Source organism: Solimonas terrae (assembly GCF_011067135.1).
Taxonomy (GTDB): Bacteria; Pseudomonadota; Gammaproteobacteria; order Nevskiales; family Nevskiaceae; genus Solimonas; species Solimonas terrae.
Genome location: NZ_JAAMOW010000006.1, coordinates 98,683 through 125,283, shown reverse-complemented (window position 1 = coordinate 125,283; position 26,601 = coordinate 98,683). Strand labels below are relative to the sequence as shown.

The window sequence follows — 26,601 nt, the reverse complement described above, 5'->3', positions numbered from 1 at the left end:
GGGCACCCTTACACCGATCGCTTTGCAAGGACTGTTCCGCACGACGGGATGACGTGCAGGGAAGTCGTGCGGCGAGCGTGGCCGACGCGGTGTCCTGAATTGCGAGCGTCGCCGCTCGGCGTGCCCATAACTAGATTGCGGCTGCAATTTTCCAGGAGGAGAGGGATGAGATTCTTGCCAGTGCGGTTTCTGCTGATCGCGCTTGTCTGCTTTGCCGGCGGTGGTGTGACTGTGCAAGCTGCTGCTGATGCCTCGCAGTCCGATGCGCTGGATGGCTGGTATGCCGGCCCGATGGCTTCTTACGTCGTCGCCGATGATCACTGGCACGCGAACAATGGGCCGGGTGCTGTGCTGTTTGCCGGCTATCGCGCCGGCATGCTGGCCGCCGAAGTGCAGGCTTCGCTGGCCGTGCTCGGCGCTTCGACCGGAAACCGCAGTACAGTCGCCGGCGGCATCGGCGCCAACCTTCTGGTCTTGCCGTTCGATTTTGCACCGAATTTCTACGCGATCGGCGGTGTCGGCATGCTGCATGCCGACGACTACGCGCGCGCAGTCGCCGATCCCAACGGACCACTGCTACCGCCCGGCGCCAGCGTCGCGAACGATGTCTTCAATGCGATGTATGCGCAAGGTGGGTTTGGTCAGTTGTTCGGCTTCAATGTCGCCGGCCACCGCTTCGCGATTCGCGCCGAAGTCCTTGCGCGGTATAGCGAGCATCATCGTCCCGATGATTTTGGTGCCGGCAACACGCTTCGATTCACCGACTATGTTGCAAATCTCGGCGTACAGATTCCGCTCGGTGCAGCGGCGCCGGAACCGGCGCCCGTGGCGCCGCCGCCAGTGGTCGTGCCCGTTGCCTCGCCGGTCGACAGCGATGGTGATGGTGTTGCCGATCCGCAGGACCAGTGCCCGAAGACGCCGGCGACCGCACAGGTCGATGCGAGTGGTTGCCCGCTGCCGCCGCCGTGCAAGCCGCCCGAGGCCGGGCAGCGTGTCGATCTGTCGGGTTGCGGTGTCGGCGACAGCGTGCTGTTGCGCGGCGTGAACTTCGAGGACAACAGCGCACGACTGACGGTGAACGCAAAAATGATCCTCGACGGCGTCGCCGATGCGCTCGGCAAGTCGCCGGATCTGCAGGTCGAGATTGACGGGCACACGGACTCGCGTGGCAGCGATGCCTACAACCAGGCTCTGTCCGAGCAACGCGCCGACGCAGTGATGCAGTATCTGGTTGAACGCGGCGTGGCGGGTGAACGCATGACGACCCGCGGGTTTGGCGAAATCGAACCGATCGCCGACAACCACGACGAGGCAGGCCGCGAGCTGAATCGGCGGGTGGAGTTGAAGATCGTCGGCAGCGGTGCCTCCGCGACGGCCGGCACCGGTCCTGCGTCCGACGATGCGCCGGCGTCCGAGCCCGACGCTGCGATGGCCACGCTTCCGGTTCCGCCTGCGCCGGCGTCGGATGGCAAATCCGTTCCGGGTCCCAAGGCAACGGCTCCGGGCACCTCGGGCCAGCCGTGATCGTCGACATCCCGTCCGTCCGTTGCCGGGGTCGGCTTCACGGGCAAGGCGCATTCAGACACGGAACTCGTCGTCCCGAGCGGCTTTTCGATCAGCCGACAACGCGACACGGGTAGCGATCGAGACACGAACTCGAAGGAGTGGCAATGAGCAATCAACTGATGATGGACTCCGGTCCCGGCAAGCTGAGATTCGTCATTCTCGGCGTGATCGGTCTGGTGTTCGCCGCGGCGATCACCTTCATGATGCGGCCGGGTACGGCGGCGACGTCCGCAGACGCGCATACCTTGCCCGCGGAGTCCGGTACGGATGCCCTCGTTTCCGAGGCGAGCGCACCGGCGGACCAGGCGCCTGTCAGCCAGCAACCAGCAGTGGCACTCGTGGCGCATGCAGACGCGCCGGCCACGCCGCCGCCGGCAGGTGCCAGCCGGACGGACACAGCGGTGATGCCCTCCGTCGAGGCATCATCGGTCGATACAGCAGTGGACGCATCGACATCGGCGACCAGTGTTGCGGTGCAGTCCGACAACGGATTCGCGACGCGTGCTTTCGCGAACACTGACGATGCATCTGTCGCGCCGCAGGTCGCATCGACTGCCGAGCCGACAGCCAGCGCCATCGTCGACGAGCCGTTCTCGACCGATGCCGCGACGCGGGATGCGGATGCTGGTCGTGTGGCACCACCCCCCTCGCCGAAGCACTCACAGCCGCGCTCTGCGGTGCGCGAACCACCGCCGGCGGCGATCGACGCACTGCAGCCGTGGTGGCAGTCACCCGCCGCCCGCGGTTTCAGCGTCCAGTATGTCGGTCAGGCAAGCCATGCCGATGCCATGGTGATTCGTTTCTCGAAGAGCCTTGCCGACGCAGGCGCCGCTGCGCAGCACATTCGCGTTCTCGACGAGAAAGGCGTGAGCGCGAATGGCCTCTGGTCCGTCGGTCGCAATCCCTATGTTCTGGTTTACCAGGGCGTGACGCCGGGACGCTACACGGTACATATTGATCCGGCGCTGAGCAGCGAGGGTGGCAAGCCCCTCGGTGTCGCATTGCAGGGACCGGTCTACATCCAGTAGCTGCCCCTTTCCCGGCAAACCCTGCAGATGACGGATGAGGTCGCCTGTCGCATCCGCGACCTGGACGCGCCACACGCACGATGATCGGCTGACGGGGTCGGCCGAGGGCGTCGCTGTGTGCCCTGGAAAGACGATGCAGGACCCGAGCGGGTCTGCACGACCCGAACGTCACCAGATGGATTCGCCGTCGTGACGGTTGCTGCCGCAGCCGCGAGTCTGCCCACGCCACGGCGCCGCTAGAAGCTGCCGCTCAGTCGAAGGGTGTAGGTTCTCGGTCGGATGTAGGTCACGTCCTCGTAGAGAGGGACGGTGCCTTCTAGATTGCCGACGAAACGATTCGTGACGCCACGCTTGTCGGCAAGGTTGTTGACGACGAAGCCAATGTCCGGGAGCCAGCGCAGGGCCGGATTCTCGAGGCCGATCTGCAGATCGGCCTGTGCGAAGTCGAAGATGTTCTGCGACAGCTTTTCGCTGAGATCGGTGGTCGCCTTGGCAAGATAGGTATAGGTCAGACTCGTGTCGAGAGACCAGTTCCCGATCGATGCCATGTGTCCCAGCGTCATCGCATATTGCTGGTTCGGTGCGAAAGGCCACCGACGGCCGGAGGCCACGTCGCTGCCGTCGGACGCGGTGAACGGCGACGTCGTGACGGTCCGGCTCCAGGAACCCGCGAAGTTGAACAGGAATCCGTACGGCAGCAGCGTCTGCAGCGCCGCCTCGATCCCCTTGCTTGCGACCCCGCCGGCGTTGTCGACGTAGATCGTCAGTCCGTCTGCACCGTTCTGGAAGACCTGAGGGTTCTTCCAGTCCAGGTAATAGGCCGTGACGTCGAAATGCATGGCGCCGCCGAACCAGTTCGTTCGGACACCGGTTTCGTAGTTCCAGATCGAGTCAGACTTGAACGCCTTGGGCGGCTGTTGGCCGCCGGGAAGGACCTTGGCGCCCGGCTGCAGGCCGCCGACGCGAAAGCCCTTCGAAACGGCGGCGTAGGTGGTGACGATCTTGTTCGGATGCCACAGCAGCGAAAGCTTGGGATTGAAACCCTGCTGCTTTATGTCAGCGGTGTAGCTCGATTGAAGCTGCTGACTCGCTGCCGCGGTGAGCGCGCCGTCGCTCAGTTTCGTGCCACCGGAGCGGGTCTGGAACAGGCGTCCGCCCATCGTCAGCTCCCAGTTCTCACCGAGTTCGCGCGTCACTTCACCGAACAACGCCAGCTCCTCGATACGGACGTTAGACGCTCCACCAGCCAGATTGATCTGACCCTGCTCGTCGATGATGCCGCTTGCGCCAGGGAGGATCGAGTCAAGGAGGCCGCCCAGCACAGGCGGCAGGTCGTTGAGGCCACCGGGCAGGGCCGCCGAAAGCGGGATGGCGGTTTCCACATCGATCTTCTGCCGCCAGCCGAACGCGCCACCCAGCCATCGCCACGGCGAGTCCGGATTCGGCGGAGAGACGAGGCGCAACTCCTGGCTGTACGTGTCGGAGTGTCCGGCGGAGATCTGTGCCAGTTGCAGCGGGGTCTGACCGTTGCCCGGCAGGCGGGACGATGCGTCGAAGAACGAGTCGCTGTGCTTGCCGACATACGCCGAATCCGACACCAGATCGGCCCAGTTCAGGTGCCATTTGATGGCCAGATCGGCGAGTCGATAGTCGTTTTTCTGGGGACTGTGCCGCGGCCGGTTGTCGGTATTCAGTTCGCCGGCGTCGTTGTCGGCGACGCTGGTGTCTGCGTTGTCGGTCGCCTGATAGGCGTACGTCAGCGTCGTCTCCAAATTTTCGTCCGGGTTCCAGGCCGCGATCGCGCGAATGCCCTTCTGATCGACACGATTGACGTCTCGTCCGAGTTGACCATTGTCGATGTAGCCTGGCGAGTGCCGCTTGAATCCCATGATGCGCACTGCAGCGCGGTCGTCATCGAGGATCGGAGCGTTGACCACGGCGCCGTAGATGGGCGCCGTGTCTCCGTGGTCGACGCGCGTGTACTGCAGAAAGTACCGGGCTTCCCATTCGTCCATTTTCGGTGGCTCGGGGACGTAACGCACCGCTCCGTTGAGCGCACCGGCACCGAACAGCGTGCCTTGCGGTCCCTTCAGGATTTCAACCGACTTGATGTCGAAGGGATTGGGATCCAGAACGACCAATGGCAGATAGAAATCATTGAACGACACGTCGCCGAACAGCACGCCGGTTGTCGAATTCGTCGCCGCCGGTGCGGCGATGCCGCGGATGGTGACGCGGGTGCCGCTGTCGCCGGGTGTCGTGGTCGAGAGGCCGGGTACCAGTCTGGCAATGTCCTCGATGCCCTGTGCGTTGCTTTTTTCAAGGTCTTCCCCCGAGAGCGCCGTAATGCTGGCCGGGATATCCCTCAAAGCCTGTTCACGCTTGGTGGCAGTCACGATGATCTCCGCGATCTGTTCATGCGGCTTCGACGCCGCGACCGGAGGGGCGGTCGCGACATCTCCCGTCACGGGAATCGTAGGCAGGGAGTCGCTCGATACGTCGCGCGCTGGGGGTGGCGGCGCATCGGTACCCTGCGGATCCGAGGGCGGGTTTTCCCGCGCCTGCGAAGGCGCGGTTCCGGGTTCGGGATGCGTATCCTGCGCCAGCAACGGCGCCGAATTCCCAAAGTACAGTGCCGTTGCCAGAGGCAGGAAAAAGGGTAGCCCCCTTGAGCGTGTCCGATCGTGTTTCCTCACCTGCTGCTCCTCACCGTAATAGTTATTCGACGACGCCACTGTCGGCTATGGGGTCGACGACGGGCGACGATCTTCTGCCGTTTTCGGCAATCTCGGTGCAAGGCTAGGAATGTGTAAGGAGACTGTCCCCTACCGTGAGGGTCGGGTCCGGGAAGGGAATTGCCGATTGAAGGGGAGCAGCGCCCGCGCGGAAAGGCCGGCGACGCTTGCGTCACCGCGCGCTTTCGGTTGCCGATGTTGTCGCGATCGGCTACGGCATCGCGGGCAATTCGAAGCCGCGCACGAGGTAGTCCTCTTCCGCCTTCATTGCCTGCTGCGAGATCTTCGCGTCGGGAACGATGAGCTCGAAGGCGTGGAAGCCGCCGGGATAGACGTGAAGTTCGGTCGGGACGCCAGCCGCTTTGAGCTTCTGCGCAAAGCGCTCGTCCTCGACTGAAAACAGATCGATCGAGCCGACCGAGATGAAAGTCGGCGGCAGGCCGGAAAGATCTTTCACGCGCATCGGCACGGCGTCGTCGGGAATGTCCGCCCCGCCGGGCGGCATGCCGAGCAGTGCCGTCCAGCCCTTTCGATTGTCCTCACGCGTCCACACCAGGTGCCCAAGAGAGGCGCCTGGCTCGAAGCTCGAGCCGGTGCGGTCGTCCAGCATCGGACACATCAGCATCTGGAACAGGATCGGGATGTCGCCGTGATCGCGATCGAAGATGCTGAGCGCCGCTGCGTGACCGCCACCCGCGCTGACGCCCATGATCGCGATGCGCGCCGGGTCCACGCCCATTTCCGCAGCGTGGTCGTGGAACCATTTGAGTGCGGCGTAGTTGTCGTGCAGCGAGCCCGGATAGTGGGTGCCCGGCGCCAAACGATAGTCCACCGACACCGCGGTAAACCCGTATTTGCCGACCCACTTGCCAAGGTAGGACATGCTCAGCTCCGGCGAGCCGTACATGTAGCCGCCGCCATGCATGTCGAGCATTCCGGGTCGTCCAGCGGCTGGATGCCCGGGATCGACGATGATGATGCGCACCGACGGATCGCCCGCCATGCCGGGAATGAATTTCTCCGTGTAACGAACGTCCGATGCCTGCGCCTGAAGCTCGGCGAACGTCGGCGTCGGTTTGCTCATGGACCACATTGCGCGCGGAATGCCGAGCAGCAGCTGCGGGTCCGTCTGCCGAAACGTGTCGGTGGACATGGCATAGCCCACGAGTGCCACGAGCGTGACGACGACGCTGCCGAACAGCCACATCAGGATCCGTCTGAATGTTCGCACTATCCGGCCTCCACGCTGGATTATCTCGTGAGACACGACGAAGCCGTGCCGCACAAGTCTGGTCAATACCCCACGTATAGACGATTGCCGGCGCTGGCAAACCTGTCGTTTTGTAGGGGTGCACGCAGCGCCTGGCCGGCGCTGCGTGCACAATCTCCGGTTTCGGAACCTCGAAATTGCCATTGAAGCGGGCGATGAAGTGCAGGTGGCATCCGTAGCGAGATCCCGCCTGACGCGCAAAGCAAGGACTTGCCTGTCGAGCAGATTGGTCGCCGTGAAATCGATCCGGGGGTTCAAACTGCGCGCGACAGAACGCCCCCATCTTTCGGAGGGTGGAAAGCCGGTGCTCCAATGCTAACGTTCGGGAAAGCCAGAAACGGACTGCCAGGTGGCCTATGGCAACGGTCGCATCCAGTCAGATCGGCGGAGAACGTCATGAATGCTCGCGCAGGATCAGGCGCAAAGGTTGCGAGGAGATTGTCGCGCACGCTGCTACGGATAGCGCTGGTCGTCGCGCTGTTACTTGTACTGGCAATCGCGGTCGGAGCGACCTTCCTCTGGACCCGGATTCAAACAACTCTGGAGCCTACCGGTTACAAGCCGCAACGTGCTCTGCTGTCGTATGCCGCCGAACCTGATCCGGTGATCAAACCGGCTGCCATTGCCTCCCAATTCTCCTGGAATCAGATCGCGAATCCGCCACGAACATCAATGCCGTGGATTCGCTGGTGGTGGCCTGGCGCCGATGTGCAATCGGCCGAATTGAATCGGGAATTGCAGCAACTTCATGATGCCGGATTTGGCGGTGCTGAAATTCAGCCATTCGCTGCCGGGACCAGCGATGTAATAGGCGATGATGCTGCCCTGCATGCCAGAGTGTACAAGGTTGACTCGCCAACCTACCTTGCAGCCGTTCGCAGCACACTGACCACTGCAAAGGACCTCGGCCTGCAGATCGACCTGACCCACTACAGCGGGTGGCCGGGCGGTAGCCCTGCCGTATCTGCCGCAGACGGCCTTCAGAATGTTGTTTGGGGCCAGGCAACATTCAGTGGCGGAAGGCATATCGATATTGATCTTCCTCGACCCTGCCCGCGCATCAATGCGCTCGCCAGCGGTTTGTTGAGCTCGCTTGCCAAGTCGAATTTTGCGGAGTTTGACGCGAGCCCCGCGACGTTTCTCAGCGCTCTTGTCGCCGTGCCCGTCGGTGGAAGCAGTGCGCAATTGTCTATCGATGGTCCGCTCAGGCTGAATACGGCAAGCATCCGCGTTGTCGATGCGAGCGTTCGCAATGGAAGGTTTTCCTGGGATGCCCCTGCCGGTAATTGGGTGCTGCTCACGTTTTGGTTGATGCCTTCGGGTCAACGTCCGGTCGGCGCTGCATTCCCGTCGCCTGCGTACGCGGTCAATCCAGTCGATTCGGCGCGAGTGCGAGCCGAATACAACTACGTCTTCGGTGATCGGACCAGGTTCAGTGAGTACTATGGCGGTCCGTTTCGCGCCATTTTCAACGACAGCCTTGAATTCACGGCCGACAGGCTGGGCGCTGCGGACATTCTGGACGAGTTCCAGAAACGGCGGGGATATGATTTGCGACCGCTGCTTCCAGCGATCTTTCTGGATGCTGCAGACAACACCTATATCGGGAAACGATTGGCGGATCGCCCAATATTCCACCTCACTGCAGCAGACAGTCGAATCCGGCACGACTATCAACAGACGCTGTCGGATTTGATGATCGAGCGCTTCTTCGAGACAACGACCAACTGGGCGCACTCGCACGGTCTGCAATCCAGAGCACAGCCTTATGGATTCGATCTGGATGTCATCAAAGCCGAAGGCATCGCGGACATTCCGGAAACGGAGCAGTTGGAAAGCCGTGGAGATTCGACGTTTCTAAAGACCGCAACGTCGGCCGCGCTGTTGTACGGCAAGGATATCGTCAGCGCCGAGAGCATGGGCTTTCCAGGAGCCGAATACACCACCAACGCAGCCAAGATGAAGGCTTCGGCGGACCTGCTCTTCCTCGATGGCATCAACCAACTTGTGTATCACGGATTTCCCTACAACTGGCGGCCAGCGGGTCACCTGGATCGTCTGGGACCACAAGGTTGGCAACCGTTTGCTGGTGCGGGCGATCTTACTTTTTCCGAAAACTACTCCCCGCGCGTTCCGCTCTGGGCGGACATGAAGGGCATCAATTTGTATGTGGCCCGCGCGCAGAACCTGCTGAGGCAGGGCAAGCTACAGGCCGATGTTCTCATCTATTACCCTGCGTTTGGCGTCACGACACCGGTGTTTTCCGAGGTGCCGTCAGAGCCTTTGCAGGAAGGGCACTTTCCCCTGACCGACCCGAGTGCCGGATTCAGGTCGCTGATTCATGTCGCCCCCGATAGTGATCCGCTGAAGCAATGGTTGGGAAAATTGAAACCCATCATCGCGGAGCTGGATCGTCGGGGCGTTACGTGGCAATGGGTGAATCCGGACGGACTTCGGAATCAGCTCTTGCCGAATGGCCGCACTCGCGGGGGATCGGAATACGGATCGATTCTATTTGCAGAGACTGATGCCGCGAGGCCGGACGATATCGCGGCGGCCGAGCGCCTCGCCGCTGAAGGAATTCCAGTGCATTTTTTCGGAAAAATTCCGGATCATCAGCCGGGTTATCTCGACGCAAAGATCGGCGATGTTCGGGTGCGCGATTCGGTATCCAGGTTGCTGAGGCGGCGTAAAGAAGAGACAAACGTTGCCGAATTGGTGGACGACATCGTGGCTGCGCAATCCAGCCGAGTCCGGTTTTCCCATGGAAGCGACATTCGGCGCATCGAGCGGATCCTCGACTCAGGTAGCAGCATTGAATTCTTCTCGAATCTCCGCGAAGCAACAAATCAGGTCGCCTTGGAAGTCCCGAGTCACGAAAGCATGTGGTGGTTTGATGCCTTGACGGGAACTGCATCGCCAGTCCCGCCATCGGAAGGACGGCGAATCACGCTCGAACTTCGGCCGTATGAATCGCGCTTTCTGATCGTCGGCGAGCCAATGCCTGACTCGCTCGGCCCACCTGCAGCGTCGTCGATGATTGCCGGCGCAGCGCAAGTAAAGGTCTCGACCATCGACCGGTGGAGTCTCGAAGCGGGGGAGATCAAGAGGGTCGGACCGCTCTTCGATTGGCGAGCAGACCCTGCACTTCGCTATTTCGGATCAGTTGCGATCTACAGGGCGACGATCAACCTGGACCACATCGATGCAGGTTTCGAGTATCACCTGGATGTGGGGCTGGTGCCCGGTGTTGCCAGTGTAAACGTGAATGGCAAGCCGGCTGGGTCGGCGAGCATTCCGCCCGGCGACGTCGATATCACTGCGCTCGTGCGTGAGGGCAGCAACCAGATCGAAATTTTGTATCAAGCGATGCCCCGCAACAATTTAATCGGCCGTGCGCTCGACGGGGACAAGCGTCTGGCACAGTGGAAGGGCCGTGCCGATTCTACGATTCCAGTCGGCATTGGAGGACCTGTCTCTGTGTTCGAATTTAGGCAGTTGCAACGGGATTGAATCTCCGGGGAACCGCGCTGGATTCCTGGCAGCCCGTAGTCGTGCGCCGCGCGCCATATGGCCTGAGCGACTCCAAGAGGCTCAGCCTGCGGACAGGATTTTCCGCGACGTTACGATTTCGCGGGCCTGGCGGGATCAATTGGTTATGTAGCATCATTGGACGCATACAATTTGTATGAATCAGCCTACATTCAAGGCAAATGCGAGGAAGCGGGAACGGCCGCGTCTGAACCGTGCGGAACAGCGGGAGGCGCGAACGCGGCAGCTGCTCGAAGCCGCCTGGGCGGTTTACTGCGAGAAGGGTTACGAGGCGACGACGATCGACGACGTCGCCGCGTATGCCGGGGTTTCGCGCATGCCGGTCTACTCGCTGTTCGGCGACAAGCAGAATCTCTACTTCGCGCTCTGGTGCAAGTTCATCGATGATCTGAGCATGGCCTTGCGCAGTCCGCTGCGTCCGCAGGCGACGCTGCGCGAAAAGCTGGAGCAGCTGGCCGCGACCGCGGTTTCGGCGCCGACGCCGCCCAGGGCCAGCACGCTGGCGCCGGAAGGCCTGTTCTTCGTCGTGCAGACCATCGCCCTGAGCCGGCCGGACATCTTCGAGCGTCTGAAACAGCGGGCGAACGAGGTGCTCGCGGATTTCGCCGACATCGTGCGCAGCTCGGCACTCGACAAGGGTGACCGCCTGCGCGCGACGCCGGAAGTGATCGCCTCGCACATCATTGCGCACCTCAATGGCATGTCCACCGTCGGTTTTCAGACCGGCAAGTCGTTCGCCAAGCAGCGCGATGTCGCCGACATCTTCCTGGCGGCCGCATTCAAGCCGCAGCGGTCTTCACGAGCCGATCCCTAGCCGACGCCTTGTCGGTCGACCCGCGAGTGCCGCGACGGCGGCCGATGGCCGAACGACCGTCCATCGCTGCCGTTCCGCAAGATCGACGTCGTCGGCCGCCTCGGGCCGTCGAGGACCGGCGTGGCTCCCGGCGCGCGTGCCAACCGCGCGTGCGCCGAGAACATCTTGCGCGCCGGCGAACCCCTTCGCCGCCAGCCCGTGGGGCAGCGCGTCGGTCGACGGCAATGCCCGGCGCACCCAGGCGGTGATCCTCGTGCGGAGTCGACTGCGGCGTTTCGGCGCCGCCATAAGTATTCCCTAAGTATTGCCCGCTACCGTGCGTCGACCTGCGGTTCTCGCGGCTGCTGCCGCGGCGCAGGGGTGTCACGCCGGCGACGGCGGAACGCGCCCTTCCATCGACTGCCGTCGTCTACTGTTCATTCCCCCGATCGTGGCCATACGAAGATTCGCACGGGGTGCGCACCGGCCGCTGCTCATGGTCGGCCCCGGCTCGGCGGATTCGTCCGCCGCACGCCCTGACATCGTCCTGCCGAATGCGGCGCGCAGTGCCGACGATGAGGTCCCGGACCAGCGGTTGCGGGTGCAGGGGACGTTCCTTCAGGGGCTGCTCGTCCCGACTGCCGTCAGCGCTCTGCTTCTCGTCGGCGCCCTGCACACCCGTGTCCCGCTCGAACGTCTCGATGCATCGACTGTGGTGGGCGCCGGCGTTCATCTGGTGCTGCCGACCGCGTACCTGGTTCTCGACCCGGTTTGCCGGCTGCTCGATACCGTGTCGCTGCTGACGCTGCCGCAGCATCTGGCGCTGTGCGCGACCCTTCTGGCCGGCATCCTGCTCCGGGCACTGTTCGCTGCCCGGCGGCAGCACCGGATGTCCGTTTGGCGCCATGCCCGGCGCCCGGCGGCGATCACCGCGCTGGCCGTTGCGCTCGCCTACTTCGCCGGCGCTCTGGCACCACGGCCGATGCTGGCGCTCGCGGTCGACGCGCCCGACGTTCTGAAGATCGACTTCCATAGCCATACCAGCGCCTCGCACGACGGCCGGCCGGGCTTCGACCTCGGACACAACCGGGCATGGCATGCCGCAGCGGGGTTCAATGCGGCCTATGTCTCCGACCACGCAAGCTGGAACGCCATCAAGGATGCCGATCGGCAAACGCCTGCGGGCGCCGGCGGCACGGTCCTGCTCAGCGCGATGGAAGCAGGCATCGGACACACGCGTGTGATCGCGCTGGGGCCGCAGTCGACTTACGCGTCGGCGCTCCGCGGCGGCCAGCTGGACCGCACGGCGCTTGCCGCGATCGCCGCCGCCGATCATCGTGCCGCGACCCTGATCTACACCGTTCCGGAGTCCGTCCGGGAGCTTCGGAGCCGGCTGCCGCCGGACATCCCCGGATTGACGGCCATCGAAATCAGCGATGCCAGTCCCCGGGGTCTCGGCCAGTCACGGCAGTACCATGACGCGCTGATGGCATGGGCGGACACGATGAACATTGCGCTGGTGGCGGCGTCCGACAATCACGGCTGGGGTCGGACCGCAGCGGCGTGGACGCTGATGAGCTTGCCGGGCTGGCAGGGCATGCGTCCGCCGGAACTGGCGCGCGCCATCGAAGACAAGTTGCACCGCGACGGCAGGCAGGCGACAAGCGTGGTGGCCTTGCGTCCACCGGCCGGAAGCCTGAGCGGCTGGCAGACCATTGCCACCGTGCCGGTGATGCTCTGGAACCTGGACGCGTCGCTGAGCGCGGCGGAGCGATTCTCCTGGGCCAGCTACGTCTGGGGGCTGGCCCTGCTGCGCGGACTCTGGTGGCGCCGGCGCCGCGGTGCGGAAAAGGATGCATGGCCGGCGGCGAAACCATCGTCTGCCGGTGACGTATTGCCAGCGCCACAGCAGTGACGGCAGGAACCGCAGATGACAAGCATGGCCACGCGCCTCTACCGCAAGTACAACATTTCGCATGCCGCCTTCTGCGTCGTCTATCCGGCGACGCTTTACGTCGGCTGCAACGCGATCAACATCGACAAGATCGCCAGGTGGTTCCCGGCGAGGAGCGGTGTGGACTATCTGCCGCTGGCGGCCTACCTGCTGGCCGGACTGTGCCTGTTCACGGCATTCTTCACCCTGCTGGCGCACCGCTGGACGATCAAGCCGGTGGCGATCGTGCTGACGGTCGCCAGTGCCGTCGCGACCTACTTCATCGCCAAGTACAACGTCGCGATCGACAGCTCGATGGTCCAGAACGTGTGGCACACGGACCGCACCGAGGTCGGGCAGCTGTTGTCGCCGCAGATGATTCCCTATGCGGTGTTTCTGGTGTTCGTGCCGGTGTTGATCGTGCTGCGCGCGGACATCGGCTTTCCGTCTTCCGGCCGCTACCTGATCGCGTCGCTGATGATCGTCGGCATCAGTCTGCCGCTGGCGACCGCCTGCCTCTACCTGAACCGCAATCCCATCCAGCGTGCCGGCAATGTCTCCAGGAAGTACATCGTCTATTCGCTGGTTCCGGTGAACGTGGTGTCAGGCGCGATCGGCGCCGCCGGCAAGGCGCTGGCGCCGTACCTGAGCTTTCATCGCGCGCCGCCGACGTTCTCGGCCACCGTCGCGTCGCCGGGCAATCTCGTGGTTGTTCTCGCCATCGGCGAGTCGTCGCGACAGAAGAATTTCGGCATCTACGGCTATCAGCGGAACGACACGACGCCGACGCTGCGGCAGGTGAACGGACTGCATGTTCTGAACGGCGTGGCGCGCATCGGCTCGACGCTCTACGCCTTGCCGGAGATATTGCGCAAGAACCGTGTGACGCTGCCCGAGATCGTCTCGAAGGCCGGAATCCCGACGGCCTGCTACGTCAACTACACCCTGTACGACAACTGTGCGTCGGTGGGCGAAACGCCCGTCGATCACTGCGGACATGGCGGGCACTGCTACGACGAGGACGTCATCCCCATGCTGGCGAACAGGCTGCAGACGTATCGCTCGGGATACTCGTTCGTGGTCCTGCATCTGGGCGGCGGCAGTCACGGACCGGTCTACCGCGACCGCATTCCGCCGGAATACCAGCGTTTCGAACCGACCTGCAATGACGCCGACATCGCGGACAAGTGCAGCCTGGCGCAGATCTACAACTCCTACGACAACACCATTCTCTACGTCGATCATGTCGTCGGCGAAATCATCCACACGCTCGACCGCTCCGGCGCGCCATACGTCTTTCTGTATCTGTCGGACCACGGCGAGTCGCTGATGGAGAACGGCGTGATGTTCCATGGCATGCCGCCCGGCGTGTCGCTGCCGGAAGAGCAGGCGCACATTCCGCTCATCGTCAAGGCCTCGGTTCCGATCGACATCGTCGATCGTGTCGAATATCACCAGCCCGATGTTTTCGATACCGTGCTCGACCTGTTCTCGATCCGTTCGGATCTCTTCGATCGCGCCGACAGCTTCGTCAAGATCGCGCCGCAGCCCTGAGGGCGTCGGCCGGCCTTCAGTCGCCCGCTCTTCCCAGCAGCTTGCGCAGTGCCTGCGTCACGGCGCGAGGGTAGGTGCTGGCATGGGATTCGCCGTCGTAGCAGTGATAGCTGATCTCGGCGCGCGCCCGCGCGCGCAGCTGCCGCGCGAACTCCGCGGTTTGCGAAATGCCCGAGCCCTGCGACTCGCCCTCGTCCTCTTCCTCGCCGATGGACAGGACAATCGTGCGCGCGCTCGGCGCCGGCGCGGCGCCGGCGGCGAGCTGCCGGCGCAGCCAGAAACCGCTCATGCCGATGCCCGGACTGATGCCGGCATACCCCGAGAATGGCGAGTCCTGCTGCAGCAGCGCATAGCAGCTGAACGCGCCGCCGGCGGAATGGCCGAGCAGGCTGATGCGTTGCGGGTCGATGCAATAGTGCCGATGCAGCAGCGGCAGCACCTCGTCGCAGAGGAAGCGATAGAGCAGCGGTGCCTTGCCCAGGCGTTCGCGTGCGTCCTGCCCGCGCAGCGCGAACAGCCCGCGCATGATGCGGCCCATGCCGTCGCTGAAGTCATAGCCGTCCAACGGCGGCGAAAATTCCTCGAAGCGGCGAAACGCGAACTCGGCGGTGCTTTCGCTGCGCGGCACCCCGATGCCGACGACCACGGCATCGTCGCTGACGCCGGCGGCCGCCAGCGCGTGCGCCGCTTCCGCGGCGGTGGAGAATTCGAGATTGGCGTCGAGCACGAGCACCGCCGGAAGCGCATGCCTGTGGCCGACGGCGCGCGGCTCCGGCAGTACGGCGAGCAGTTCGAAGTCGCGCTCCAGTGATCGTGAGCGGATACGGTGCGGGTTGCCGGCGCTCGGCGGCCGACCCTGCCATTTCCGCGCGAGGCTCAGGGGCGCGGACGCGGCGAGCAGCACCGGGCGCAACCAGGCCCGGCCGAAGACCTCGTAGCCTTTGCCGCCCTGCACGCCGGTGCTCCACAGCGTGCGCAGGCCGCGCACCAGGTCCGCCACCGGCCAGCCGGGCGCCGCATGGCTGATTGCCACCTCGGCGTTCATGCCGTCGATCAAGGCACGGCATGACGAGCCGATGGGCGCGTACAACAACAGGCGCCGCGTCTGCGCGTCGGCCGCCGGTTGTTGCTCGGCGGATTCGCAATGCGCCGGCGCCGATGCGATCGCCGCCGCCAGTCCGGCGACGTGGTGCAGCGCGTGGATCGCATGCCCGCCGGCACGCCCGGCGCCGAACAGCGCGACGTCGTTTCCCGCGATGCGATAGCGTTCACCGCTCCAGCGCAGGAGCTCGTGCACGCGCCGAGCGGTTTCGCGTTCGTCAGCGGCGCAGTCGATCGCAAGGACGATGCATTCGTGCAGCTCCCGGGTTTGCGCCATCAGGCGCGACATCTCGACGGCCGAGCCGAAGATCGCTTCGCCGTCCAGCAGGATCAGCAGCGGGTAACGGCGGCGACGCCCGCGGGTGCGACGCGTCGGCGTCGCCACGCTCAGCCGCACGATGCCGGCGCTGCCAAGCTCGGCGGCCGGAAATCGTTCGATGCCGTCGAGTCGCGAGGCCGCCGCGTCGAGTGCGAGGGTGAACGGCGCGGCGCTGTGCAGCGATGTCGGCTCAGGAATTCTCAAGCCGCTCCACCATGCGCAGGTGCGCTTCGCGCGTGATCGGATAGAAGCGCAGGCACAGGACCGCGAGCAGCCAGAGTACCGACAGGCTGACGATATAGATCCAGCCGAGCTGGTGGATGAGAGGAACCGCCACCTCGCCTGGTCGTGCCTTCTCCGGAAAATGGATGGCGGAAAGCATCAGACCGGCGGTGAACACGCCCATCCCGGAAACCGCCTTGTTCAGCATGATCAGCGCCGCGAACATCAGGCCCTCCATGCGGCGGCCGGTCTTCAGCTGCAGATGCTCGCCGACGTCCGCCACCATCGAGGTCAGCAGGATCATGCCCGCGAGGATGCACTGCACGCTGAAGACGCTCTGCACGATCAGCCAGCCCATCAGGCGGCTTCCGCTCGGCTGCAGTCCCAGCACCAGCACGATGGCGATCGGGCCGGTGCAGGCCGCGAGGGCCACCAGCAGCAGGCCGATCGCGACCTTCTTCTTGCCGAAGCGCCGTGCCAGCATCGCCGTCGGCGGCGCCAGCAGCATGCCGACGAATGCGGCAGCGGCCAGCGTGCCCATCTGGTCGGCACTCATGCGCCAGAAGTAGGTGTTGAAGTAAGTGCCGAGCGCGGTGTTCATGCCGGTGGCGACGGCAAAGAAGAAGCAGCAGAGCAGCACGCTGGAATAGACGCGATCGAGCAGGATCGCGCCGAGGCCCCGCCACAAGCCGATGAGGCCGACGCGTTCCTGCGCCGGGATGTCCGATGCCACGCGTGCGACGTGCCGGTGGCTGCCCCAGCTCGACAGCATCACGCAGGCAAGCATGAGGGCCGCGGCAACATGGCTGTAGCCGATGTAGCCGGCGGCATTGAGCTGGCCGACGGTGCCGGCGACATCCGGGCGCAGCAGCAGCTTGAACGTCACGACGCCCATGCCGACCATGCCGATCGCATAGAGCATTGTGCGATAGGTCGCCAGACTCGTGCGCTCGTCGTAGTCCTTGGTGAATTCGTTCATCAACGCCGTGTTGGGGATCTCGAAGAAGCTGATCGAGATGCGCACGAGGATGGACATGACCACGAGGTAGGCGAACTGCATGCCCTGGTCCACGGACGGCGGCGACCAGAGCAGCAGATAGGCCAGTGAAAGCGGAAGCGCGGAGGCGTACATGAACGGATGGCGCCGTCCCCAGCGCGAGCGAAACGAGTCCGACCAGTGTCCGATCAGGGGGTCGACGACGGCATCGACGATCATTGCCACCATGATCGCCGCGCCGACCCACGACGCGGGCAGGCCGATGACCTGGTTGTAGTACAGCATCAGCAGTGCACTGAAGCCATGATCCTTGATGCCGAACGCGACCGAGCCCAGCCCGTAGGCGAGCTTGACGGGCACGGAAATCCGGGTGCGGCTCGCAGCGATCTCGTCGCTCATGGTCCCCCTGCCTTGGGGTGGAATGCGCGCAGGCAGACGTCGTCGAGGTGCAAGGGGTGCTGCGCGGTGATCTCGATGGTTCGCGTCTCGCCGGCGCACAGATCGAAATAGTTGTCGCTGAAGCGGGCGCTTGCGTCCTGCACGAGCAGGTGCACGAAATGATGGTAGCCGCGGCCCTCGAGCACGGCTTCGATGCCGCCGCCGGCGAGCGGTCGCAGCCGGAGCGTCGGATCGGCCGGCGACAACGCAAGGTTCTTGAACGGTGCGAACAGCAGGCGGTTCGCGGGGAACTGCGGACTGCGCACGACCAGAACATGCTCGGCCGACGCGGCGAGCGTCGCACGGTCGATGCGCCAGACCATGCCCGCGGCGTTGCCGGCTACCGTGGCGGCGATCTCGCGCCGCCACAGCGGTATGCCGTCGAGCCGCAGCAGCGATACGGTCGCTTCGACCTGCACCGCGCCAAGCGTGTCGTTGGTCACCCACAGCTCGACCTCGCCGCCGTCAAGCGGCCTGAACGCCGCCATCAGCGGCGCATAGGCGCGGGCAACGTAATACCAACTCGCCTTTCGCACGCCGTCGTGGTCGATCAGGCTCCAGCTGACACCGGGCCAGCAGTCGTTGTGCTGCCAGATCAGGGTGCCCGAGCAATGCGGCTTGCGCCGGCGATAGTGCTCGATGCCGAACTTCAGCCCCTCCGCCTGCACGAGCTGGGTGAATTCGACGTACTGGTCGAGATCGGCCGGCAGGCCGGTCATCGGCAGCAGCATCGCGTTGATCTTGTCCTTGGGGTGATCCTTGATGCGATTGAGGAACGCGGGGCTGTCGAGTGACAGGCGTTCGGGTGCAACCCATCGCGCCAGCGTGCTGCGCGCCGGGCTCGCCTGGATGCCGAACTCGCTGACGAAGCGCGCGCGGTCTTCGGCGTAGCGCGAGTACTGCACCGTGGCGGGCGATCGCTTGAACTCGCCCACCGGCGTGTCGTCCGGGATCGGCGGCAGGCCGTGCCAGACCGTCCAGTTGTGGACGTCGCCGCTGCGCATGCTGTTGAGCATCGGGCCGCCATAGGGACTGCTCGGCCAGTACGGCGTCGCCGGGTCGAGCCGCTGCAGGATCGAGGGAATGATCTCGGCGAACAGCGACTCGCCAGCGTAGGGCGTCGTGGTTCCGGCCATGTAGTCCAGCAGCTCGTGCGCGCACTGGCATTCGTTGTTACCGCACCACAGGGCAAGGCTGGCGTGATGGCGCAGGCGGCGGACCTGGTGCGCCACCTCCTCGCGAACCTTGCGAACGAAATCCTCGTCGTGATCGGGGTAGGGCGCGCTGGCAAACATGAAGTCCTGCCAGACCAGCAGGCCGAGCCGGTCGCAGGTCTCGTAGAACGCGTCGCCCTCGTAGACGCCGCCGCCCCAGACGCGCACCATGTTCATGTTGGCGTCGACGACGGACTGCAACCGTGCCGTGTAATCCGCGGCACCGACCGCGCCGACGAACGAACTCGCCGGAATCCAGTTGGTGCCGCGCGCGAACAGCGGGACGCCGTTCAGCACGAAGCGGAAGAAGTCGCATCCCGGCTCGCCCGGGTCCGGCGAGGTGTCGAGTTCGATGCGGCGGATGCCGACCTGCAGAACGCTCGAATCGACAAGGGCGTCGCCGCACCACGCCGTCACTTCCAGGCGATGCAGCACCGACGCGCCAAGCTCCGGGGTCCACCACAGCTGCGGCCGATCGACGTGAAGCGTCGCATGTCGATCGCCGTCGTCGAGCCTGGCCTCGGCGACGCAGTTGCCATCGGGCGCGACGAGCCTGGCGTGCACGGTCACCGCTGCGGCGCCCGCGGCGAAGACATCGAGCGACACCGTGACAGCGACTTCCGCGGCATCGGCATCCGCGGCGATGGTGGAAAAGCCGACGTCGTCGATGGCGGCGATGCGCTGGCGGATCAGCCTTGCCGCTTGCCAGATGCCGACGGTGGGCAGCTGCGGGCCCCAGTCCCAGCCCCAGCCGAACTGTGCCTTGCGATGAAAGTTCCGCTTCGATTCCCGGATCGGATCGGCAATCGGCCAGGACGGCATCGACTTGTCGGCTGCCGCCACGGCCGGCGGCGTGAAACGCACGAGCAGCACATGTTGCGCGCCGTCGCGAAGATGCCGGCCGACGTCGAAGCGTGCCGCAACGAACATGTTGTCGCTGCTGCCGAGCCGCTCGCCGTCGAGCCAGATGTCGGCATAGGTATCGAGACCCGCGAAATCGAGCAGCACGCGTTCGTTCGCGGCGGCCGGCGCTGCGGCGAACGTCGTGCGCCACCACCACTCCCGGTCCTTGACCCAGGCGCAGTCCACCTCGTTCTCATCGGCCAGCGGATGCGCGAGGCGGCCGGCCTCGTGCAGCGCGAGGTAGGTGTCGCCCGGCGCCGGGCAGCGGATCCAGCCGTCAGGGCGCCCGGCCAGCTCCGCGCACACGCCGGCGCCGGGAGGCAGATCGAGGATTTCCCATTCACCCAGCGGGAGCGCGGTCATCAGAAGTCGTAGCTCGCGCGAAGCCCGACGACGCGTGGCGTCACGATGGTGTACTGCGGAATGGGCGCCGAGATGCCGATGATCGCGTGACGGTTGCTCAGGTTGTCGCAGAACAGCTGTGCGTGAAACGTGCCGCGGCTCAGTCCGAGCGAGACCTTCAACAGGCCGTAGGCATCGATCGGCAGGCCGTCGCTGTCTTCGACCTTGCCCAGCGTCGAGGTGGTACGCACGCGAAACGTCGTGAGCTGCTTGCCGGTATAGGTGTAGGTGGTCGAGAAATCGAGCGCCAGATCATCCGGCAAAGGGTAGTTCACGGTGACCGTGCCGCTGCCTGTATAGCGCGGTGTGTTGGGTATGAGGCTGTGCGGTACGGCATTGCTGCCGTCCTTCGGATCGGTGAGTACGCCGTAGTTGTAACCGCCGTTGAGCGACAGGATCATGAATGAGGTCGCGGCCCAGGTGACGTTCGCTTCGGCGCCGAGAATCCTCGCGTTGCCGGCATTGGCCACGTAGGGGAACGGTACCGACACCGGGCCGAACTTGGCATTGCCTTCCAGCGTGCCCTGCAGCTGGTCCCAGGCAATGTCGAACAGCGACAGGTTGGTGATCAGGCCCTGCTCGCGCCACGTTCCCTTGTACCCGAGCTCGCGGTTCCAGACCGTATCCGGCTGTACCACGGGCGGCCCGTTGTCCGAGCCCGCGCCGGTGTTCGCCATGCCGGAACGAAAGCCGCGGCTGACGGTGAAATAGAGCAGCTGATCGTCGGTGACGTGCCAGCCGATGGACAGCTTGGGCAGCACGCCGCTGGCGATCAGCGTGGTGTCGAGACCGGTCCTGATGCTGCCGTCGCTCAGGTCGATGTTCTGCGGACTGAGGCCGATCAGCAGGGCCTGGATGCCGTAGTACTGCGTGTCGTCGGCAAAGTCGAACACTTCGCGATAGAAGCGCAGGCCGCCGGTGATGGTCAGGACCGACGGGATCAGGTTCCAGGTCGCCTCGCCGTACAGCGCGATCTGCCGGAACTTCTCGGAGCCGACGCCATGCTCCTGCAGCGGCGACAGCAGGTTCAGGCCCTCGAGTCCGGTCAGCGCGAGCAGATTGTCGAGCGCGCTGACGTCGGGAATGCTGTTCTCGTATTCCCACAGCTCGAAATCCTGCTTGCGAGTGCGGAAAAACGCGCCGGCAATCCAGTCGACCGTGTGCTCACCGCTCGATACCAGGCGCAACTCCTGCGAAAACGAATGCAGGTCGGTGACGATGCGTGTCGGCGAATTGCCGAACAGGGTCGGCGGCGTCAGGTTCAGCATGCCGAACTCCTGGTCGATCAGGGTCTGCACGAACGGCACTTTGCGCTGGTCGTCGCGGAAAGTCTGGAAGAACGACGACACCGAGACCAGGCTCGCGAACGGAAGCTCGACCTTGGCGGTCAGCGAATTGATGGTGAAGCGGGTGAGGGCGTACTGGTTCTCGGGCTGGGAATTCGTCATCTCCTTCTGGCTGCCGACGTCCACCACCGGGAACTGGTCGCGGTCGTCGTAGTTGTAGAGAAACATGTAACCGAGGTCGAGGCCGTCGAGGGGGCTCCAGCTCAGGATGCTGCGCAGCGAGTCCGAGCGGTCGACGTTCGCGTCCGGACGATCGAGGTCGGTGTAGTCGACGAAGCCGCCTTCGTGGCGGGTCGTGCCGACGATACGGGCGCCGAGGGTATCGTTGATCAGCGGGACGTTGACCGCGGCGCGAAGCTCGTGGTTCGGTGCGCCGCCCGCAGTCCACGAATACATGCCGTCGGTGCGAAACGCCCAGTTGTTCGGGTCCGGCGCCACGGTGACCATCTTGATCGCGCCGCCCATCGACCCTTCGCCGTACAGCGTACCCTGCGGCCCCTTCAGGACTTCGATGCGGTCGAGATCGAAGATGCGCAAATCTGGAAAAACGCCCGACCCCTGGATGGCGACGTCGTTGAGGTAGACGCCGACCGTCGGCGAGCCGTCATTGAAGCCGAGATCGGTGGCGTTGATGTTCGAGACGCCGCGCATCGCGATCTTCATCATGCCGTTGCCCGATGGCTGCAGGGAGACGCTCGGCACCTGCAACAGGTAGTCCTGCATGCCGGCGGCGCCGGACTTGTCGAGATCGGCACCGCTGAAGCTCTGGGTGCTGCCGCTGACGTCCTGGATATTCTCGGCACGAAAGTTCGCCGTCACGATGACTTCCGGAATTTCGCTGCCCGAGGGCGTCACCGCCGACGCGGCTGCGGCTTGCGGCGCTTCCGCGGTCTGGGTCTGTGGCCCGGGCACCGCGATCACCGCCGTCGGGGCTGCGGACGTCGGCGATCCGACGGGCGCCGCGGGGTCGGCCGACGGCATCGCTTCCGCGCTCGAGGCATCGCCGGCAGAGCCGGCCGGATCCGGGCCGGCCCACGCGACCGCGCTCGACGACAGCAGCGCAATCGCACCGCCCACACGCAACAGTACCCCGACGATCGACTTCATGGCTTCTCCTCGCCTGCCGCTCATGCCGATCCGTCGCAAAAAAACGAAATCGGTATTTATACATTTTGTATTTATATCTATAGCGCATGTTTGTCTCGGCACGCAATACCGGCAAGGCGAAATACAAACGAATCCGATATTTATTCATTGTGTATTGTTTTTTCGTGACCTATAGTGCGCCGACCATCGCGACCGGTTTCGAGCAGCATGTTCAAGAGCGCCATCAAGAAGCGGACCCGTCTCAATCGCGCACAGCAGCGGGAGGTCCGCACTGCGCAGATTCTGGAGGCGGCCTGGATCGTCTTCTGCGAAAAGGGCTACGAGTCGGCCACCATGGAAGGCGTGGCCGAGCAGGCCGGCATTTCGCGCATGCCGATCAATTCGTTGTTCGGCGACAAGCAGAATCTCTATTACGAACTGAGCCGCACGTTCGTCACGGAGCTGAAGCAGACGATGCTCGGCGTGATCCGGCCGAACGTTTCCTTGCGCCGCAATCTCGAGCAGCTCGCCAGGCTGGTGTCGACCCACAGCGACGCAGGCCACGGAGCAGAAAGTCTCTTCTACGTCGTGCAGGTGATCGCCCTGAGTCGTCCCGACATTGCCGAAAAGCTGCGCAGGGGGGCCGACGAGATCATCAAGGATTTCGCCGACGCGATCCGCGCGTCCAGGCTCGATCCCGGCGATCGTCTGCGCGCCACGCCCGAGATCATCGCTTCGCATGTCGTCGCACATCTCAACGGTCTGTCGACGGTGGAATTCCAGACCCGGCGACACATCGTCAAGGCCGGCGATCTCGTCGCCTTGTTCAACGGCATCGCCTTCAGGCCCCGCAAGGCCTGAGGCGGCCTGCGCCGACGACGCCGCCATCGCATGCAGACCGAAGCCCTCGAGCAGTGGCGGATCAGGGATTTCGATCCGGGCGCCGGTGCTGCCTCGTGCGCGATATCCGCGCCGACGACCGAATCCGGCTGGGTCACCGCCTCCGCGCCGGGCGACACGCACGCGGCCCTGATGGCCGTCGGCCGGCTCGCCGACCCGTTCCGCGGAAACCAGGAATGCGACGCGGCGTGGGTCGCGACGCGCGAGTGGTGGTGGCGCAGCACCTTCACCTGTCCGCGAGCGGAGCCGGGCGAACAGGTCGAACTCGTGTTCGACGGTCTCGATACCTTCGCGACGATTCACCTCAACGGCGAACGGCTGGGGTGTTGCGACAACATGTTCCGCCGCTACCGCTTCGAGGTCGGCCGCCATCTGTCGAAGGACGGCCGCAATGTGTTGACCGTGGTCTTCTCGCCGGCCGATGTTCCGGCGCGCGAGCTCAACAACTGGGGCCAGCTGTTCACCGGCATGGCGGACATGAAGCGCAATCTCATGCGCAAGGCCCAGTTCGGCTGGGGATGGGATTGGGGGCCGAACCTGCCGACGGTCGGTGTCTGGAAGGCGGTACGGATCGAGCGCTGGCGCAAGGCGCGGATCGAGGCGCTGAGCTTTGCCACGCTGGCCGCGAGCGAGGCGCTGGCCGAGGTCAGCGCCGGCTTCGAGCTTTCATGCGCGCCGGGATCTCCCGTGCTGCGCTGCGAACTCCAGCTGCTGGCGCCCGACGGTGCGCTGGCGGCACGCCGGACGCTGGACCCTGTTCAGGCAACAGAGGCGGTTCTGATCGTGACCGCGCCACAGCGATGGTGGACGAGCGATCTCGGTGCGCAGCCGCTCTACACGCTGAAGGCCGAACTCTTCGACGGCGACACGCGGCTCGACGTTCAGCAGCGCGCGGTCGGCATCCGCACCCTGACGCTCGATACATCAGCCGACGCGCAGGAAGCCGGTACCGATTTCTTCCGTTTCGTGCTGAACGGCGTGCCGATCTTCGCGCGCGGCGCGAACTGGATTCCGGCCGACTCCTTCGTCGGTACGCTCGGGCCGCCCCGTTATCGCGAGCTGCTGGAATCCGCGCTGCGCGCCAACATGAACATGCTGCGCGTCTGGGGTGGTGGCATCTACGAACACGATGCGTTCTACTCGCTCTGCGACGAACTGGGGCTGCTGGTCTGGCAGGATTTCATGTTCGCCTGCGCCGCCTATCCCGAAGACGATCCGCGCTTCGTTGCAAGCGTGCAACAGGAAGTGCGTGACCAGGTACGACGTCTGCGCCACCACCCGTCGCTGGCGCTGTGGTGCGGCAACAATGAGTGTCAGCTGTTCCAGTTCATGGCGGATCACATCAGCGGCCGTGTTGCGCCGCTGCCCGGCGCGCTGTACTACGACCGACTGCTCCCCGAAGCGCTCGCCGAGCTTGATCCGCATACGGCGTACTGGCCGGGCAGCCCGAGTGGCGGGCCGAGTGCCAACAGCATGCGTGCCGGCGATGTGCACGACTGGACCGTCTGGCACGGTCTGCCGCCGGTGCCGGACCGGGACTTTGCCGGGCGCATCGATCGCAGCCCCTCCGGTGTCGACTACCGACGCTACGCGGAGAACAGCGGGCGCTTCATCAGCGAATTCGGCATCCACGCCGGACCGGCAATGACCACGTTGCGACGCTGGCTGGATGCAGACGACCTGCGCCTGGACAGCGCGGCCTTCCTCAACCGGATCAAGGACGATCCGAAAAACAAGATCGATGCGCTGATGGAGCCGCTTGTCGGTATGCCGGCGACGCTGCAGCAATACGTCGACTTCACGATGCTGACGCAGGCCGAAGGACTGAAGTTCGGGCTCGAACATTTCCGTCGGCGCAAACCGCATTGCTCCGGCACGCTGATCTGGCAGTACAACGACTGCTGGCCCTGCGTGAGCTGGAGCCTGATCGACTACGACGGCACCGGCAAGGCCGGATTCCACGCCGTCGCGCGTGCGTACGCGCCCGTGCTCGCCTCGTTCAAGCCGCTGGCCGACGACACCGCGGAGCTGTGGATCGTCAACGACGGCTTGTCCGCCGTGTCGGGGGCGGTGCAGATCGATTTGGTTCGCCTGCAGGGCGCTTGCGAAGCGTCCGTGTCGCTGCAGGTCGACGTGCCGGCGAACTGCAGCACCGTGGTCTGGCGCGGTCACGCGCCGACCGGCGCGCGCGACCGCGCCCTGTGTGTGCACTCGCCGGACGGATTGTTCCCGGCGAACCGCCTGATGCTGGCGCCGATCAAGTCGCTTCAGCTTGCTGCCGGCGCGAAACCCCGGCTCGACGTCGTGCAGTCCGGACCCTGCAGCCTGCATGTCCGGCTTGCCGCCGACGCCTATCTGTTGTTTGTCCAGCTTGTCGTCGAGCGCCCCGGGATGCGGTACAGCGACAACTACTTCGATCTGCGAGCCGGCGAAGTGCGGGACGTGATCGTGACCGATCCGCACGGACCGATATCGCCGTGCGAACTTGCCGTCACCTGCTGGAACGAAACACAGCTCCCGCGCGCCGCCGACTGAGCGTTCTCAGCGCCGATCCGGTACATGCGGCGCCAGCACGTCGCGCCAGTGCGTGTAGCCGGCGCCATTCAGATGCAGATCGTCGTAGGTGAATTCGCTGCGCATCTTGCCGCCGCCGTCGTCGAACGCCGGGTACAGATCGACGAGGACCAGCCCGCGCCGCTCTGCGATCTGCGCGTAACGGGCATTGAGGGCCCGGATCCTGGCCGCGAACTTCGCGGCGCGCGGCATGACGGTCTGCAGGTAGATCGTGCAATCAGGCAGGGCCGTCCCCAGCTTCTCGAGCATCTGCTCCAGATTGGCAACGATGGTCTCCATGTCCACACCCTGGCCGAGGTCGTTGGTGCCGATCAGCACGAAGATCTTGCTCGGATCGATGCGGATCACCGGGTCCAGCCGGCTCAACACCTGGTCGGTGCGGTCGCCGTTGATGCCGAAGTTGCGCGTGGCGGCGTGCGGAAAGATCAGATCCCAGCGACCGTTGTGGGTGATGCTGTCGCCGACGAATGCAATCCCGCCGATGCCCGGAACCGCAGCTGCCTCGATGCTGCTGCACCACGCGAGGCGGACTTTCCGGAACAGGCGCTCGAACAGGAAGGCGATCAGTCTTTGCATGGTCGTTTGCGATTTGTCAGAAACGGGTTTGAGAAGCACGGGGCGGCGATGCGCATCGCCGCTGCGGGGTGCACGCGTCGACGTCCATGCAC

At 64.6% G+C, this 26,601-nt stretch carries 15 protein-coding genes; 8 read left to right on the top strand and 7 right to left on the bottom strand.

Annotation, left to right across the window (positions count from 1 at the left end; translation table 11 throughout):
* The first annotated feature begins 165 nt into the window (after window positions 1–165).
* Entirely contained in the window at window positions 166–1,524 is a 1,359-nt protein-coding gene (locus G7Y85_RS12520) for an OmpA family protein (protein WP_166257391.1), read from the top strand.
* A gap of 206 nt (window positions 1,525–1,730) precedes the next feature.
* Window positions 1,731–2,594, top strand: a complete 864-nt coding sequence (locus G7Y85_RS12515) for a hypothetical protein (RefSeq protein ID WP_166257388.1) — start codon at window positions 1,731–1,733, stop codon at window positions 2,592–2,594.
* A 236-nt stretch (window positions 2,595–2,830) separates the two neighbouring features.
* Here the strand turns inward: G7Y85_RS12515 and G7Y85_RS12510 are convergent, their stop codons facing one another.
* Complete coding sequence (locus G7Y85_RS12510; RefSeq protein WP_166257385.1) at window positions 2,831–5,203, bottom strand: TonB-dependent receptor; 2,373 nt, start codon at window positions 5,201–5,203, stop codon at window positions 2,831–2,833.
* Window positions 5,204–5,540: 337 nt separating this feature from the next.
* Window positions 5,541–6,536 carry an alpha/beta hydrolase gene (locus G7Y85_RS12505; protein ID WP_166257381.1) on the bottom strand — a complete coding sequence of 332 codons (996 nt, stop codon included), beginning with the start codon at window positions 6,534–6,536 and terminating at the stop codon, window positions 5,541–5,543.
* A 459-nt stretch (window positions 6,537–6,995) separates the two neighbouring features.
* Here G7Y85_RS12505 and G7Y85_RS12500 point away from each other — a divergent pair, with 459 nt between their 5' ends.
* From G7Y85_RS12500 to G7Y85_RS12485, 4 genes are all read left to right on the top strand, one after another.
* On the top strand, window positions 6,996–10,112 hold the full coding sequence (locus tag G7Y85_RS12500) for a glycosyl hydrolase (RefSeq protein ID WP_166257378.1): 3,117 nt from the start codon (window positions 6,996–6,998) through the stop codon (window positions 10,110–10,112).
* A gap of 175 nt (window positions 10,113–10,287) precedes the next feature.
* Window positions 10,288–10,965 carry a TetR/AcrR family transcriptional regulator gene (locus G7Y85_RS12495; RefSeq protein WP_166257375.1) on the top strand — a complete coding sequence of 226 codons (678 nt, stop codon included), beginning with the start codon at window positions 10,288–10,290 and terminating at the stop codon, window positions 10,963–10,965.
* A gap of 475 nt (window positions 10,966–11,440) precedes the next feature.
* Complete coding sequence (locus G7Y85_RS12490) at window positions 11,441–12,859, top strand: hypothetical protein (RefSeq protein WP_166257373.1); 1,419 nt, start codon at window positions 11,441–11,443, stop codon at window positions 12,857–12,859.
* Window positions 12,860–12,874: 15 nt separating this feature from the next.
* The gene (locus G7Y85_RS12485) at window positions 12,875–14,431 is read left to right on the top strand and encodes a phosphoethanolamine transferase (protein WP_166257370.1); all 1,557 of its coding nucleotides are present in this window, start codon (window positions 12,875–12,877) and stop codon (window positions 14,429–14,431) included.
* Between the two features lie 16 nt (window positions 14,432–14,447).
* Here the strand turns inward: G7Y85_RS12485 and G7Y85_RS12480 are convergent, their stop codons facing one another.
* The 4 genes from G7Y85_RS12480 to G7Y85_RS12465 are packed head-to-tail and all read right to left on the bottom strand — an operon-like array spanning window position 14,448 to window position 22,480.
* Window positions 14,448–16,055 carry an alpha/beta hydrolase-fold protein gene (locus tag G7Y85_RS12480; protein WP_166257367.1) on the bottom strand — a complete coding sequence of 536 codons (1,608 nt, stop codon included), beginning with the start codon at window positions 16,053–16,055 and terminating at the stop codon, window positions 14,448–14,450.
* The gene (locus tag G7Y85_RS12475; protein WP_166257364.1) at window positions 16,042–17,469 is read right to left on the bottom strand and encodes an MFS transporter; all 1,428 of its coding nucleotides are present in this window, start codon (window positions 17,467–17,469) and stop codon (window positions 16,042–16,044) included. Before G7Y85_RS12475 ends, G7Y85_RS12480 begins: the two co-directional genes overlap by 14 nt.
* Window positions 17,466–19,988, bottom strand: a complete 2,523-nt coding sequence (locus G7Y85_RS12470; RefSeq protein WP_166257361.1) for a glycoside hydrolase family 2 protein — start codon at window positions 19,986–19,988, stop codon at window positions 17,466–17,468. Before G7Y85_RS12470 ends, G7Y85_RS12475 begins: the two co-directional genes overlap by 4 nt.
* Window positions 19,988–22,480 carry a TonB-dependent receptor gene (locus tag G7Y85_RS12465; RefSeq protein ID WP_166257358.1) on the bottom strand — a complete coding sequence of 831 codons (2,493 nt, stop codon included), beginning with the start codon at window positions 22,478–22,480 and terminating at the stop codon, window positions 19,988–19,990. Before G7Y85_RS12465 ends, G7Y85_RS12470 begins: the two co-directional genes overlap by 1 nt.
* Before the next feature lie 207 nt (window positions 22,481–22,687).
* Here G7Y85_RS12465 and G7Y85_RS12460 point away from each other — a divergent pair, with 207 nt between their 5' ends.
* Both G7Y85_RS12460 and G7Y85_RS12455 read left to right on the top strand, forming a co-directional pair.
* Window positions 22,688–23,320: a TetR/AcrR family transcriptional regulator gene (locus tag G7Y85_RS12460; RefSeq protein WP_166257355.1), complete on the top strand. Its 633-nt coding sequence runs from the start codon at window positions 22,688–22,690 to the stop codon at window positions 23,318–23,320.
* Between the two features lie 30 nt (window positions 23,321–23,350).
* Window positions 23,351–25,894, top strand: a complete 2,544-nt coding sequence (locus G7Y85_RS12455; RefSeq protein WP_166257352.1) for a beta-mannosidase — start codon at window positions 23,351–23,353, stop codon at window positions 25,892–25,894.
* Between the two features lie 6 nt (window positions 25,895–25,900).
* Here the strand turns inward: G7Y85_RS12455 and G7Y85_RS12450 are convergent, their stop codons facing one another.
* Complete coding sequence (locus tag G7Y85_RS12450) at window positions 25,901–26,509, bottom strand: GDSL-type esterase/lipase family protein (RefSeq protein WP_166257349.1); 609 nt, start codon at window positions 26,507–26,509, stop codon at window positions 25,901–25,903.
* Window positions 26,510–26,601 lie beyond the last annotated feature (92 nt).

Coding starts and splice junctions, on each gene's coding strand:
- G7Y85_RS12520 (WP_166257391.1), top strand. CDS start 166: ATGAGATTCTTGCCAGTGCGGTTTCTGCTGATCGCGCTTGTCTGCTTT.
- G7Y85_RS12505 (WP_166257381.1), bottom strand. CDS start 6,536: ATGTGGCTGTTCGGCAGCGTCGTCGTCACGCTCGTGGCACTCGTGGGC.
- G7Y85_RS12500 (WP_166257378.1), top strand. CDS start 6,996: ATGAATGCTCGCGCAGGATCAGGCGCAAAGGTTGCGAGGAGATTGTCG.
- G7Y85_RS12495 (WP_166257375.1), top strand. CDS start 10,288: ATGAATCAGCCTACATTCAAGGCAAATGCGAGGAAGCGGGAACGGCCG.
- G7Y85_RS12490 (WP_166257373.1), top strand. CDS start 11,441: ATGGTCGGCCCCGGCTCGGCGGATTCGTCCGCCGCACGCCCTGACATC.
- G7Y85_RS12485 (WP_166257370.1), top strand. CDS start 12,875: ATGACAAGCATGGCCACGCGCCTCTACCGCAAGTACAACATTTCGCAT.
- G7Y85_RS12475 (WP_166257364.1), bottom strand. CDS start 17,469: ATGAGCGACGAGATCGCTGCGAGCCGCACCCGGATTTCCGTGCCCGTC.
- G7Y85_RS12470 (WP_166257361.1), bottom strand. CDS start 19,988: ATGACCGCGCTCCCGCTGGGTGAATGGGAAATCCTCGATCTGCCTCCC.
- G7Y85_RS12465 (WP_166257358.1), bottom strand. CDS start 22,480: ATGAAGTCGATCGTCGGGGTACTGTTGCGTGTGGGCGGTGCGATTGCG.
- G7Y85_RS12460 (WP_166257355.1), top strand. CDS start 22,688: ATGTTCAAGAGCGCCATCAAGAAGCGGACCCGTCTCAATCGCGCACAG.
- G7Y85_RS12455 (WP_166257352.1), top strand. CDS start 23,351: ATGCAGACCGAAGCCCTCGAGCAGTGGCGGATCAGGGATTTCGATCCG.
- G7Y85_RS12450 (WP_166257349.1), bottom strand. CDS start 26,509: ATGCAAAGACTGATCGCCTTCCTGTTCGAGCGCCTGTTCCGGAAAGTC.